Below are 12,329 nucleotides of genomic sequence, written 5' to 3' on the forward strand. Positions count from 1 at the left end.
GACGTTGTCGTTCCGAGTCGGAGAGGGGGGGCGGGGGAGCTACACCCGCAACCCCGCCTGCGCCACCGACCGTGCTGCGGCGAGCCCGGCCTCGAGGTCGGCCTTCAGGTCCTCGACGTTCTCGATCCCGACCGACAGGCGCACGAGCCCCGGCGTCACCCCGGTGGTCAGCTGCTGCTCGGGCGTGAGCTGCGAGTGCGTGGTCGACGCCGGGTGGATCACGAGCGAGCGGACGTCGCCGATGTTCGCCAGGTGCGAGAACAGCTGCAGGGTGTCCACGAGCGCCCGGCCCGCGTCCACACCGCCCTTGAGCTCGAACGACAGCACCGCGCCGACGCCCTTCGGCGCGTACCGGTTGGCCGCGCCGTACCAGGGCGAGGTCGGCAGCCCGGCGTAGGCGACGGTGGCGACGTCGGGGTGCGCGTCGAGGAACTCCGCGATCTCCTGCGCGTTCGACACGTGCCGTTCCATCCGGAGCGAGAGCGTCTCGATGCCCTGCAGCAGCGCGAAGGCGGTGTCGGGGGAGTTCGACGCCCCGAGGTCGCGGAGCAGCTGCACGCGGGCCTTCACGATGTAGGCGAGTTCGTTGCCGACGGCCTGTGCGAACACGACGCCGTTGTACGAGGGGTCGGGGGCGTTGAACTCGGGGAACTTCTCCGGGTGCTCGGACCACGGGAACGTGCCACCGTCGACGAGCAGCCCGCCGATGACGGTGCCGTGGCCGCCGAGGAACTTCGTCGCCGAGTGCACGACGATGTCCGCCCCGTGCTCCAGCGGACGGATGAGGTACGGCGTCGCGATCGTGTTGTCGACGATGAGCGGCACGCCGGCGGTGTGGGCGACGTCCGCCACGCCCCGGATGTCGAGGACGTTGATGCGCGGGTTGCCGATGGTCTCCGCGAAGAACAGCTTGGTGTTCGGACGGACCGCGCGACGCCACTCCTCGGGGTCGTCCTGGTCCTCGACGAACGTGGTCTCGATGCCGAGCCGCGCGAGCGTGTACTTGAACAGGTTGTAGGTGCCGCCGTAGATGGAGGACGAGGAGACGATGTGGTCCCCGGCCTGCGCGATGTTCAGCACCGCGTACGTCTCCGCCGCCTGGCCGCTGGCGACCAGGAGGGCGCCGGTCCCGCCCTCGAGCGCGGCGATGCGCTGTTCGAGGACGTCGTTCGTCGGGTTCATGATGCGCGAGTAGATGTTGCCCGGCTTGGCCAGGGCGAACAGGTCACGCGCCTCGTCCGAGTTCGCGAAGACGTACGAGGTCGTCTTGTAGATCGGCGTCGCACGGGCACCCGTGGTCGGGTCCGGCTGGGCGCCTGCGTGGATCTGCGTGGTCTCGAACCGCCACTGCGCGGTGTCGTTCTCGGTCATCTCGTGCTCCTGTCCGTGCAGCTGGTCGTCGGGTCGGCGGTGCGGTCGGGAGGCTCGGTGCGCCGTCGCGACGCGGGTCACGCTACGGACGTGGCCAGGTCCGCACCAGCGCACCCGTCTCGTGACGTAACGCGCCTGACGGCGGTGGGCCGGGCCTCCCGTCAGGCGGGTTCCTTGCGGAACAGCCAGCCGACGTTCGGTTCCAGCAGCCAGCGCATGCCCCGTCGGACGAACGGCTGGGCCAGGAACAGGCTCACGACGCAGGCGATGCCGACCATGAGGAGCACGTACGGCCAGGCCGAGTGCTCGCCGGCGAGGATGCCGGACTCCCGGATCGGGTAGAGCAGGAACGTGTGCAGCAGGTACACGTACATCGTCGCCGCGCCGAACTGCGTCAGCCAGACGGTCCGCCGTGGCACGAGCACCAGGAACGACGCCGTCAGCAGCGTCGCGAGCAGCATCAGCCCGAAGCGGACGGCGCCGGCCCACCAGGCGTCCTCGCCGAGCCCCGAGTACGAGTCGTCGTAGAAGAACCAGTGGTGCAGGTCGAACTCCTTGAACTGCGGGATCCAGAGCGCACAGGACACCGCCCACGCCAGGAACACGACCCCGGCGGCGACGCGGACCCGGACGACCGTGCGCCGCGAGGCCTCGTACCAGCGGTCGAACACGCCCCACTGCTTCACCTGCCAGCCGAGCAGGAAGAACGGCAGCAGGCTGATCGCCCGCGACAGCGAGAGCGTCGAGTCGACGTTGTCGAAGTACCCGACACCGATGCTGAACACCACGGCCCAGAACAGCGGCCACCGCAGCTGCGCGAGGTACGGCAGGATCAGCCGGAAGATCCCGAGCGCCAGCAGGAACCACAGCGTCCAGGTCGGCTGCGTCGGGTTGAACTTCTTGCCGCCCTCCACCAGGGCCTGCACCACGGTCCAGATCGTCTGCATGATGATGTACGGCACGACGATGTCGGTGATCGTCCGACGCATGCGCTTGCCCGTCGGGGTGTCCGCGGACGAGAAGTACCCGCTGATCACGCCGAACGCCGGCATGTGGAACGCGTAGATGAAGGTGTACAGCGCCAGGGCGTGCTCGCTCGCGGGCGTCTGCCGCTGGATCGCGTGGCCGATCACCACGAGGGTGACGGCGAGGAACCGCGCGGTGTCCCACATCGGGATGCGCCGCGGTGCGCGCCCCGGCTCGAGGTTCGTGGCCGGGGCTTCGGGGGCCGGCGGCGCTGCGTCCGTGGTCATCGGTGGTCACGGTACCGGAACGCGTCCCCGTCGGCTCGGTACGGTGGTGGCGGACCAACGGACCGCGCCACCACCGGCACGGTCGGCACCAGCTGGAGGAACCCACATGGCACGTCGCGTCGTCGTCACCGGAGCGAGCTCGGGGATCGGGGCAGCCACCGTGCGGCTGTTCCGACAGCGTGGATGGGACGTCGTCGCCGTCGCCCGTCGAGCCGACCGGCTGGCGGCGCTCGCCGAGGAGACCGGCGCCGACACGGTCGTGGCCGACGTCACCTCCGCCGAGGACGTGGCCGCGCTCGCCGCCCGGGTCGAGGAGCTCGGTGGTGCCGACGTGCTGGTGAACAACGCCGGCGGTGCGTTCGGCTCGGCCACGGTCGAGGACTCGGACGTCGAGGACTGGCGTGCGATGTTCGAGGTGAACGTGATCGGCACGAAGCGGGTGACGGCTGCGCTCCTGCCGTCGCTCCGGCGTCGTGCGGCGGCGACCGGTGGCGCGGACGTCGTCACCGTGACGAGCACGGCCGGGTTCGTGTCGTACGAGAACGGCGGCGGGTACAACGCCGCGAAGGCCGGCCAGCACGCGCTGCTCGGTGCGCTCCGCCTCGAGCTCAACGGCGAACCGATCCGCGTGGTCGAGATCGCGCCGGGCATGGTGAAGACCGACGAGTTCGCCCTGGTCCGGTTCGGCGGGGACACGTCGAAGGCCGCCGCGGTCTACGACGGCGTCGAGGACCCGCTGTCGGCGGACGACGTCGCCGAGGCGATCGTGCACGCGGTCGAGCTGCCGGCCCACGTCAACCTCGACCTGGTGACGATCCGGCCGGTGGCGCAGTCGGCGCAGCACAAGCTGGCACGCGGGCCCCTGTCACCTCGGGCGTAGCACGCGCCCGGGCTGCGACTGCGGGTCGCGGCGGCGGGGTCCCTGCCGGTAGCGTGGTCGGATGCCGATCAGCAGCGAGCCCGCCGAACCCACCTCGTCGGGTGTCGTGACCGTGACGAGCGGGCCAGAGGTCCTCGGGTGGCTGGAGTTCGGTGACGCGGCACGGCTGCTCGCCAAGGACGTCCTGTCCGGTGGCTTCGAGCCGGAGGTCGTCGTGGCCGTCGCCCGCGGTGGCCTCATCGTCGCCGGTGCCGTCGCCTACGCACTCGGCACGAAGGAGTGCGGCTCGATCAACGTCGAGTTCTACACCGACGTCGAGCAGCGGCTGGAGGAACCCGTCGTCCTCGCCCCCGCGCTCGACGCCCCGAGCCTCGCCGGCAAGCGCGTCCTGGTCGTCGACGACGTGTCCGACTCCGGCCGCACGCTGGCCCTCGTCGTGGACATCATCACCGAGGCCGGCGCCGACGTGCGGAGCGCCTGCCTCTACTCCAAGCCCGGCACCGTGCTCGAACCCGACCACGTGTGGCGTCGGGTCGACGGCTGGATCACGTTCCCGTGGAGCGCCCTCGCCCCGGTGACGGCCGAGTCATGAGCATCCACCTGGTCGGTGGCGGGCTCCTCGCCGCGTCGGACGCCGCAGTCTCCTTCCTCGCCGAGGCCGAGGCCCGCTCCGCCGCCGTCGGTCGCAACACCCCGCGCATCGCGCTGCTCTCCGTCGCCGACGAGACGGGGACCTCCCCGTCCTCGACCGCCGACATCGCGTCCGTCCTCGGCGACGGCGCCGAGGTCCTGGTGACCGAGGTCCAGCCCGGGCAGTCGTTCGACACCACCGTGCTCAGCGACGTCGACGCGCTCGTCGTCGGCGGTGGCCGCACACCGGACTACCTCGACGCCGTGGTCCCGCTCGTCGACCAGATCCGCCTGCTCGTCTCCGACGGCCTGCCGTACCTCGGCTACTCGGCGGGCGCGATGATCGCGGCCGACCGTGCACTGGTCGGCGGCTGGCGCGTCGGCGGCGTCGAGGTCTGCCGCCAGGACGCCTCCGAGGGGCTGGACGAGGTGGAGCTCCGCGAGGGGCTCGGACTCGTCGACCTGACCATCGACGTGCACGCGGTGCAGGCCGGCACGATCAGCCGGCTCATCGCCAGCGCCGAGGCCGAGTTCGTCACGGCGGGGCTCGCCATCGACGAGGACACCGTGCTCGTCGTCGGCGAGGGGGCCCTCGAGGTCCGCGGTTCCGGCAGCGTCTGGCGTGTGGTCAGCGGCGAGGACTCCGTCTCCGTCGCCACCATGGGCGCGTAGCACCCCGTGCAGCCACGGCCGCTCGCCGACCTCGTCGACCCCGGATGGGCCGAGGCCCTCGCTCCGGTGGAGGACGACGTCCACCGGCTCGGGGAGTGGCTCCGCGAGGAGACCGCCGCCGGGCGCCCGTACCTGCCCGCGGGCGCAGCCGTGCTCCGGGCCTTCGAGGACCCCTTCGACGCCGTCAGGGTGCTCGTCGTCGGACAGGACCCCTACCCGACACCGGGTCACCCGATCGGGCTGTCGTTCGCGGTCGACCCCGGCGTGCGTCCGGTGCCGCGCAGCCTGACGAACATCTACCGCGAGCTGCACGACGACCTCGGCGTGGTGCCCCCGCAGCACGGTGACCTGCGTCCGTGGGCCCAGCAGGGCGTGCTGCTGCTCAACCGTGTCCTCACGGTCACCGCCGGCGACGCCGGCAGCCACCGTGGCAAGGGCTGGGAGCGGGTCACCGAGCAGGCCGTCCGAGCGCTCGTCGAGCGGGACCGCCCGCTCGTCGCCGTGCTGTGGGGTGCACAGGCCGGGTCCGTGAAGCCGTTCCTCGGGGACACCCCGATCGTCGCGTCGGCGCACCCCAGCCCCCTGAGCGCGTCGCGCGGGTTCTTCGGCAGCCGTCCCTTCTCGCAGGTGAACGAGCTGCTCGCCGCCCAGGGCGCCGACCCCGTCGACTGGACACTGCCCGCCCAGTCCTGACGAGCCTCCAGGCCGTCCCCGTGGTCGCGCGCCGGGGGTGACCCGTAGGCTCTGGGACGTGCTCGAGGAGGAATACCGCCAGCGGCGGGTGTTGCCGCGGCATCTCCGTGCGCCCGCGCCGACGGAGACCGCGTTCGCGTGGTCGATCCGGGCTGCGGAGCCGACGGACCTGCCGGACATCCGCGAGGTCCACGCACACTACGTGCGGAACTCCTCGGTGACCTTCGACGGCGCCGTGCTCTCGTTCGCGGCGTGGAAGCAGCGCTACGACCAGATCCGTCGGCGCGGGCTGCCGTTCCTGGTGGCCGTGAACCCGTCCGGGCAGCTGCTCGGCTACGCGCTGGTCGACCCGTGGAACCCGCGTGACCGGTCGAACCACGTGGTGGAGAACTCGATCTACCTCGGGCCGGCGTCCGGCGGCAAGGGGCTCGGACGGGCGCTCATGGAGGCCCTGCTCGACGAGTGCCGTGCCGCGGGCGTGCGAGAGGTGGTGGCCGTGATCGCGGACCGGTCCGCCGACGCCTCGATCCGGCTGCACCAGCGGCTCGGGTTCCAGGAGGTCGGCCGGATGGGCAAGGTGGGCTACAAGTACGACCGGTGGCTCGGCACGGTGACGATGAGCCTGCGGTTGCGTGGGCCGCGGACGCGCCGAGGGGCGACGCGGGGGTAGGGTCGGGCGGTCCGACGACGGAACTGCGGTCGCAGAGCAGCGGCCCGAGGAAGGGGAACCGATGTCGCATCTGCTGGACACGAGCGGGCACGGTGGGGGCATCGTGCTCGCCGCGGGCACGCCGACGATCGAGCCAGCCGGGCCCGTCCCGCAGCTGGTCATCGCGGCCCTGGTCGGCGTGGTCGTCATCATCGCGCTGATCACCTGGCTGAAGGTGCACCCGTTCATCGCGCTGACGATCGGCGCGCTCGGGGTCGGCATCGGCGCGGGGCTCGCTCCTGACAAGGCGGTCACGAGCTTCGGCACCGGGTTCGGCGACACCATGACGAGCGTCGGCATCCTGGTCGGGCTCGGGTCGATGTTCGGCAAGCTGCTCGTCGACTCGGGCGCTGCCGATCGGGTCGTCGACACCCTGGTCCGGCGGTCGTCGAAGGCGGCGCTGCCGTGGACGATGGCGCTCATCGGGGCGCTGATCGGCCTGCCGATGTTCTTCGAGGTCGGGCTGGTGCTCCTCATCCCGATCATCGTGCTCGTCGCCAAGCGGAGCGACGTGCCGGTGATGCGCATCGCCGTGCCGGCCCTCGCCGGCCTGTCGACGATGCACGCGTTCGTGCCGCCGCACCCCGGACCGCTCGTCGCGATCTCGACGGTCGGCGCGAACCTCGGGACGACGCTGGCGTTCGGCATCGTGCTGGCGATCCCCGTCGTGATCCTGGCCGGGCCGCTGTTCGCCGGGTTCGCGGCGCGCTGGGTCGACGTGCCGGCGCCGGACCTGTTCGGCGCGCGTGGTGGGGCTGGTGCTGGTGCTGGTGCTGGTGCCGGTGCCGGTGCCGGTGGCGGCGTCGCTTCGGCTCCGTCGGACCCGGCGCACGAGGGGCGTCAGGCCCGCCGCGGCACGGTGACCCAGGACACCGCGTCGCTGCCGAACGGCAAGAGCGACTTCACGCGGGTCATCAGCGAGCCGCGCAGCCCGTCCTTCGCCGTGGCGCTCGTCGGCATCCTGCTGCCGGTCGTGCTGATGCTCGCGCAGGCGATCCGCGAGGCGACCTCGCCCGACGCCGCCGGCACCTGGGTCGGCGTGCTGGACTTCCTCGGGACGCCGATGATCGCGATCGGCATCGCCGCCGTGTACGCCATGGTGTTCTTCGCGATCGGCGGCGGCATGGACCGCTCGGCCGTCTCGAAGTCGCTCGAGAGCGCGCTGCCGCCGGTCGCGGGTGTGCTGCTCATCGTCGGCGCCGGTGGTGGGTTCAAGCAGGTGCTCATCGACACGGGCATCGGCGGGGTGATCGCCGACGCCGTCAAGGACTCGGGCATCTCGGTGCTGCTGGTCGCCTGGGTCGTGTCGGCGCTGGTCCGGGTCGCGACGGGCTCCGCCACGGTCGCCACGGTCACGGCCGCCGGGATCATGGCGCCGATCGCGCAGGACCTGTCCTCGCCGGTGGTGTCGCTCCTGGTGCTGGCGATCGGTGCGGGGTCGGTGTTCCTGTCGCACGTCAACGACGCCGGCTTCTGGCTGGTGAAGAGCTACTTCGGCATGTCGGTCGGGCAGACGTTCAAGACCTGGACCGTGCTGGAGTGCCTGATCTCGGTGTCCGGGCTGCTCGGGGTGCTGCTCGCCGGGGTGTTCATCCACTGATGCCGGTCGGCGCTGGCGTCCGCGACCGCGTCAGCGTCAGCGTCAGATGAAGCGGATCGGGGTGCCGACGGGCAGCGCCGACAGGGTCCGCGTCATCGCGGCCGAGATCCGCACGCACCCGTGGGAGCTGCCGGTCGGGTCCGGGTAGTAGTGCAGCGCGGTGAGGGCCGCGTTGCCGCCGTACTCGGCGATCCGCGACGAGTGCGCGCCCGTCAGGATGATCGGGTTCCCCTGCGTGTACGTCACCCGCGGGTCGACGTAGGCGGCTTCGACGTACGTCGCCGTCGCTGTGGGGGTCGGGTCGTCCGGGGTCCCCAGTCGTGCAGCCTCGGTCGCCGCGACGGAGCCGTCCTTGGTCACGACCGAGACGGTGCCGGCAGCGACGTCGACGCGGATCATCCGGTCGGTGTCGACCACGGAGAAGTCCGATGCCCGGGCCCAGGCGAACGTGGAACTCGGCGCCTCCTGCTGCCCGCCGTCGCCCGGCGTGCGGTTCCGCGCCGGGGTCGAGACGAGCAGCATCCCGCCGTCCTGGCCCGCCGAGCGACCCCAGACCGCGGTCGCCGCCGGGGTCTCGATGGTCGACACGGTGGCCGAGAGGGTCGCGACCGGACGGGCGTCGGCCGAGGGCGCGGCGTAGAGCGCCACGAGCTGCGCGGTCGGTGTGGCGATCTGCCAGGAGTCCTCGGGGTGGGCGCTCGAGCCGTCGAGGAGCTCGGGGACCACGGCGTCGTGGAAGGCCAGGGGCAGGGCCGCGAGCTCGGCGGCGGAGGGCGCTGCCGGGACCGCCGCGAGCGTCGGCGTGGGCTTCGGCGTCGGGGTGGTCCGGGCGGGCGTCGGGCTCGAGGTCGCGGCCGCGCGCGGGGCGTCGGGCGCGTTCACGACGCTCACCGTGATGCCGATGCCGATCACCGCGGCGGCGGCGATGCCCACCACGAGCCAGGTCCTCCGACGCATGTCGACCCCCTCAGTCGGGTCCAGTCCACCAGAGGATGGTGAGGGTGCGCTGCGCGCCACCGGACGGGAGGCTCCGCGCACCACCGGCACCGAGCCTCCTGTCCGGTGGGTCAGCGCTCCGTGACACGACCCGCCTCGACCCGCCACTGGCGGTCGAGCTGCACGGTGTCGAGCATGCGGCGGTCGTGGGTGACCAGGAGCAGGGTGCCGTCGTAGGAGTCGAGGGCCTGCTCGAGCTGCTCGATCGCAGCGAGGTCGAGGTGGTTCGTCGGCTCGTCGAGGACCAGGACGTTGACGCCGCGGGCCTGCAGGAGCGCCAGGCCCGCACGCGTCCGCTCACCGGGCGAGAGCTCCCCGGCGGCACGGGCGACGTGGTCGGCCTTCAACCCGAACTTCGCGAGCAGGGTGCGGACCTCGGCCGTGGCCATCTCGGGCACGAGCTGTTCGAACACCTCGGCGAGCGCCGTCGTCCCGGTGAAGACGGCTCGGGCCTGGTCGACCTCGCCCACGGCGACGTTCGTGCCGAGCGAGGCCGTGCCGGTCGTGGGGGACTGCGTGCCGAGGAGGGCGCGCAGGAGCGTGGACTTGCCGGCGCCGTTCGGTCCGGTGATGCCGATGCGGTCCCCGCCGTCGATCTGCAGGGACACCGGGCCGAGCGTGAAGTCGCCCTGGGTGAAGGTGGCGTCCGACAGGGTGGCGACGACGGCGGAGGACCGCGGCGCCCTGCCGATGGTGAACTCGAGCTGCCACTCCTTGCGGGGCTCGTCGACCTCGTCCAGTCGGGCGATGCGCGACTCCATCTGGCGGACCTTCTGCGCCTGCTTCTCGCTCGACTCGGACGCGGCCTTGCGGCGGATCTTGTCGTTGTCCGGTGCCTTCTTCAAGGCGTTCCGGACGCCCTGGCTGGACCACTCGCGCTGTGTGCGGGCACGGGAGACGAGGTCGGCCTTGGTCGAGGCGAACTCGTCGTAGGCGTCGCGCTTGTGCTGCCGGGCGATGGCCCGCTCCTCGAGGAAGGAGTCGTACCCGCCGCCGAACAGCCGGTTGGAGGACTGCGCGAGGTCGAGCTCGAGGACGCTCGTGACGGCCCGGGCCAGGAACTCGCGGTCGTGGCTGACGAGCACGACGCCGCCGCGGAGGCCGCGCACGAAGTCCTCCAGTCGGGCGAGGCCGTCGAGGTCGAGGTCGTTCGTCGGCTCGTCCAACAGGACGATGTCGAAGCGGGAGAGCAGCAGCGCGGCGAGCCCGACGCGGGCTGCCTGGCCGCCGGACAGCGAGGTCATCAGCGACTCGGTGTCGACGGTGAGCCCGAGGTCGGCGAGGACGGCGGGCACGCGCTCGTCGAGGTCGGCCGCGCCCGAGGCGAGCCACCGGTCGAGTGCCACGGAGTAGCGGTCGCCGGCGTCGGCACCGGCATCGGGGTCCCCGAGCGCGGCAGCGGTGGCGTCCATCTCCTCGGTGGCGGCGGCGCACCCGGTGCGCCGGCCGAGGTACTGCGCGACGGTCTCACCCTCGACGCGTTCGTGCTCCTGCGGCAGCCAGCCGACGAAGGCGTCGGTGGGTGCCAGCGAGACAGTGCCCGCGAGCGGCTCGTCGACGCCGGCGAGCAGGCGGAGGAGCGTGGACTTGCCGGCGCCGTTGACCCCGACGACGCCGATGACGTCCCCGGGTGCGACCGTCAGGTCGAGGGAGTCGAACAGCGTGCGGGCGGCGTACCCACCGGCGAGGCCCTTGGCGACGAGCGTGGCGGTCATGCCCCCATCGTCCCATCCCGCAGGACGGCCACGGGACGGCTCGTCCGTGCCAGGATCGTGGCGTGCTGACCGCGGCGTTCCTCCTGGTCGCCGGTGTCGTCGCCGGCGTGATCGGGACGGCCGGCGGGATCACGTCGCTCGTGGCCTACCCCGCACTGCTCCTGGTGGGTGTGCCGCCGCTGGCCGCGAACGTGACGAACTCGGTGGCGCTCCTCGGCAGCGGCGCGAGTTCGGCGCTGCGGGCGCGTGCCGACCTCGCCGGACACGGGTCGGCGCTGCGGCGGTGGCTGCCCCTGACGGTCGGGGCGTCGACGGTCGGCGCGGTGCTGCTGCTCGTCACGCCGGCGCAGGTGTTCGACCACGTCGTCCCGTTCCTCGTGGCGGCGGGCTCGGTCCTGCTGCTCGTGCAGCCCTGGATCGACCGTCGTCGTGGCGGCGAGCGTCTGGGTCGGGCGGCCGGGGTCTCGAGCGTGTCGGCGGTCTCCCTCTACAACGGCTACTTCGGTGCGGGGTCCGGTGTGCTCATGATCGCGGTGCTGCTGCTCGACGGGGAACCGGTGCTGCACCGGGCGAACGCGCTGAAGAACGTCCTGCTGCTGGCCGCGGACGTCCTGCCCGCCGTGCTCTTCGTCCTGTCCGGCACCGTCGTCTGGGCGGCGATGTGGCCGCTCGGGATCGGCGCGGTGCTCGGCGGGCTCGTCGGACCGACCGTCGCCCGCCGCGTGCCGCCCGGGCCACTGCGGATCGCCATCGCCGCGTGTGGACTGGTGCTCGCGGTGTCCCTCTTCGTCACCGCCTGACGACGGACGCCGTGGGCCCGGGGGAGCCCCGGACCCACGGCGCGGCTTCAGTGCCTAGTGCTCGTCGTAGTGGTCGTCGTGGAGCGCGTGCTTGTGGCCGTCGTGGAGGTAGTCCACGTGGTCGCCGTGCTGCACGGTCTCGTGGTCGTCGTCCTGCTGGCCGTGCTCGTGCTCGTGCAGGCCGTGCTCCGCGATGCGGTGCTCGTCGTCGCCGGTGGGGGTTGCGCTGGTGTCGGTCATGATCATCCTTTCTGAGATTGGTTCTCACGAATGCTACGACCAGCGGAGCGATCGCGTCACCCCTGTCTCGGCCGGGGCCGACTCAGGGCCGGACGACGTCCACGACCGTCTCGGCCCCGACCACGGGGACGAGGGTGCCGGCGGACGCGGCGGCGAGGTCAGCGTGGAGGGCGTCCAGGTCGCCGGCGGACACGGCGAGCGCGAACGTCGCCAGCGCGCCGTAGGTCGTCGTGCCCAGGGTGGCGTCGTGGTGGCGGACCCAGTCGCGCAGGACGTTGTCGACGCGGCCGGCATCGGCGTGCTCGACGTCGACCGTGACCTCGGTGAGGGCCGCGCGTCGGACGAGGGCGGCGCGGTCGAGGGCCTCGGACGCCGAGGTCGAGTACGCCCGCACGAGTCCGCCGGCGCCGAGCTTCACGCCACCGAACCAGCGTGAGACCACGAGCACGACGTCGGTCAGCTCGCGGCGGCGCAGGACCTCGAGCATCGGGACGCCGGCGGTGCCCGACGGTTCGCCGTCGTCGGAAGACCTCGCCTGGTCGCCCAGCACGCCGGTGACCATCGCGACGCAGTGGTGACGGGCGTCCCAGGCGTCGCGGCGGATGCCGGCGATGACGCGCTCGGCGTCGGCGGGGCCGGTGACCGGGACGGCGTGGGCGACGAAGCGCGACTTCGTGATGACGATCTCGTGTTCGACCGCGGCGGCGATCGTGGACGGGTACCGGCGGGTCACCCGACGAGCGTAGTCGCGGCCGGGTGCCGCGGCGGGC

At 72.3% G+C, this 12,329-nt stretch carries 13 protein-coding genes; 7 read left to right on the top strand and 6 right to left on the bottom strand.

Features of this window, described 5'->3' with window-relative positions:
* Positions 1-39: 39 nt before the first annotated feature.
* The gene (locus tag ITJ54_RS00715; protein ID WP_194625453.1) at positions 40-1,371 is read right to left on the bottom strand and encodes a bifunctional o-acetylhomoserine/o-acetylserine sulfhydrylase; all 1,332 of its coding nucleotides are present in this window, start codon (positions 1,369-1,371) and stop codon (positions 40-42) included.
* 161 nt (positions 1,372-1,532) lie between these two features.
* The gene (locus ITJ54_RS00720) at positions 1,533-2,624 is read right to left on the bottom strand and encodes an acyltransferase family protein (RefSeq protein WP_194625454.1); all 1,092 of its coding nucleotides are present in this window, start codon (positions 2,622-2,624) and stop codon (positions 1,533-1,535) included.
* Positions 2,625-2,730: 106 nt separating this feature from the next.
* Between ITJ54_RS00720 and ITJ54_RS00725 the strand changes: the two genes are divergently transcribed.
* From ITJ54_RS00725 to ITJ54_RS00750, 6 genes are all read left to right on the top strand, one after another.
* Entirely contained in the window at positions 2,731-3,504 is a 774-nt protein-coding gene (locus tag ITJ54_RS00725; RefSeq protein WP_194625455.1) for an SDR family oxidoreductase, read from the top strand.
* A gap of 61 nt (positions 3,505-3,565) precedes the next feature.
* Positions 3,566-4,096 carry a phosphoribosyltransferase gene (locus ITJ54_RS00730; RefSeq protein WP_228508107.1) on the top strand — a complete coding sequence of 177 codons (531 nt, stop codon included), beginning with the start codon at positions 3,566-3,568 and terminating at the stop codon, positions 4,094-4,096.
* Complete coding sequence (locus tag ITJ54_RS00735; RefSeq protein WP_194625456.1) at positions 4,093-4,806, top strand: Type 1 glutamine amidotransferase-like domain-containing protein; 714 nt, start codon at positions 4,093-4,095, stop codon at positions 4,804-4,806. Before ITJ54_RS00730 ends, ITJ54_RS00735 begins: the two co-directional genes overlap by 4 nt.
* 6 nt (positions 4,807-4,812) lie before the next feature.
* Positions 4,813-5,499, top strand: coding sequence for a uracil-DNA glycosylase (locus ITJ54_RS00740; RefSeq protein WP_194625457.1), 687 nt, complete (start codon positions 4,813-4,815; stop codon positions 5,497-5,499).
* A gap of 58 nt (positions 5,500-5,557) precedes the next feature.
* A complete protein-coding gene (locus ITJ54_RS00745) occupies positions 5,558-6,169 on the top strand; it encodes a GNAT family N-acetyltransferase (RefSeq protein ID WP_194625458.1) in 612 nt (203 codons plus the stop codon).
* A 61-nt stretch (positions 6,170-6,230) separates the two neighbouring features.
* The gene (locus ITJ54_RS00750; RefSeq protein ID WP_194625459.1) at positions 6,231-7,808 is read left to right on the top strand and encodes a GntP family permease; all 1,578 of its coding nucleotides are present in this window, start codon (positions 6,231-6,233) and stop codon (positions 7,806-7,808) included.
* 42 nt (positions 7,809-7,850) lie between these two features.
* Here the strand turns inward: ITJ54_RS00750 and ITJ54_RS00755 are convergent, their stop codons facing one another.
* Together ITJ54_RS00755 and ITJ54_RS00760 are read right to left on the bottom strand one after the other, a co-directional pair.
* A complete protein-coding gene (locus ITJ54_RS00755; protein ID WP_194625460.1) occupies positions 7,851-8,765 on the bottom strand; it encodes a L,D-transpeptidase in 915 nt (304 codons plus the stop codon).
* A gap of 110 nt (positions 8,766-8,875) precedes the next feature.
* Positions 8,876-10,519, bottom strand: a complete 1,644-nt coding sequence (locus ITJ54_RS00760; RefSeq protein WP_194625461.1) for an ABC-F family ATP-binding cassette domain-containing protein — start codon at positions 10,517-10,519, stop codon at positions 8,876-8,878.
* 62 nt (positions 10,520-10,581) lie between these two features.
* Between ITJ54_RS00760 and ITJ54_RS00765 the strand changes: the two genes are divergently transcribed.
* Positions 10,582-11,319, top strand: coding sequence for a sulfite exporter TauE/SafE family protein (locus ITJ54_RS00765; protein ID WP_323741542.1), 738 nt, complete (start codon positions 10,582-10,584; stop codon positions 11,317-11,319).
* 54 nt (positions 11,320-11,373) lie between these two features.
* On the opposite strand, the gene ITJ54_RS00770 is transcribed toward ITJ54_RS00765, so the two are convergent.
* Together ITJ54_RS00770 and ITJ54_RS00775 are read right to left on the bottom strand one after the other, a co-directional pair.
* Positions 11,374-11,559, bottom strand: a complete 186-nt coding sequence (locus ITJ54_RS00770; RefSeq protein WP_194625462.1) for a zinc transporter permease — start codon at positions 11,557-11,559, stop codon at positions 11,374-11,376.
* Positions 11,560-11,641: 82 nt separating this feature from the next.
* Positions 11,642-12,292 carry an IMPACT family protein gene (locus tag ITJ54_RS00775; RefSeq protein ID WP_194625463.1) on the bottom strand — a complete coding sequence of 217 codons (651 nt, stop codon included), beginning with the start codon at positions 12,290-12,292 and terminating at the stop codon, positions 11,642-11,644.
* Positions 12,293-12,329 lie beyond the last annotated feature (37 nt).

The sequence above is a fragment of the Curtobacterium sp. VKM Ac-2865 genome, assembly GCF_015350905.1.
Classification (GTDB): Bacteria; Actinomycetota; Actinomycetes; order Actinomycetales; family Microbacteriaceae; genus Curtobacterium.

Coding starts and splice junctions, on each gene's coding strand:
- ITJ54_RS00715 (WP_194625453.1), bottom strand. CDS start 1,371: ATGACCGAGAACGACACCGCGCAGTGGCGGTTCGAGACCACGCAGATC.
- ITJ54_RS00720 (WP_194625454.1), bottom strand. CDS start 2,624: ATGACCACGGACGCAGCGCCGCCGGCCCCCGAAGCCCCGGCCACGAAC.
- ITJ54_RS00725 (WP_194625455.1), top strand. CDS start 2,731: ATGGCACGTCGCGTCGTCGTCACCGGAGCGAGCTCGGGGATCGGGGCA.
- ITJ54_RS00730 (WP_228508107.1), top strand. CDS start 3,566: ATGCCGATCAGCAGCGAGCCCGCCGAACCCACCTCGTCGGGTGTCGTG.
- ITJ54_RS00735 (WP_194625456.1), top strand. CDS start 4,093: ATGAGCATCCACCTGGTCGGTGGCGGGCTCCTCGCCGCGTCGGACGCC.
- ITJ54_RS00750 (WP_194625459.1), top strand. CDS start 6,231: ATGTCGCATCTGCTGGACACGAGCGGGCACGGTGGGGGCATCGTGCTC.
- ITJ54_RS00755 (WP_194625460.1), bottom strand. CDS start 8,765: ATGCGTCGGAGGACCTGGCTCGTGGTGGGCATCGCCGCCGCCGCGGTG.
- ITJ54_RS00760 (WP_194625461.1), bottom strand. CDS start 10,519: ATGACCGCCACGCTCGTCGCCAAGGGCCTCGCCGGTGGGTACGCCGCC.
- ITJ54_RS00770 (WP_194625462.1), bottom strand. CDS start 11,559: ATGACCGACACCAGCGCAACCCCCACCGGCGACGACGAGCACCGCATC.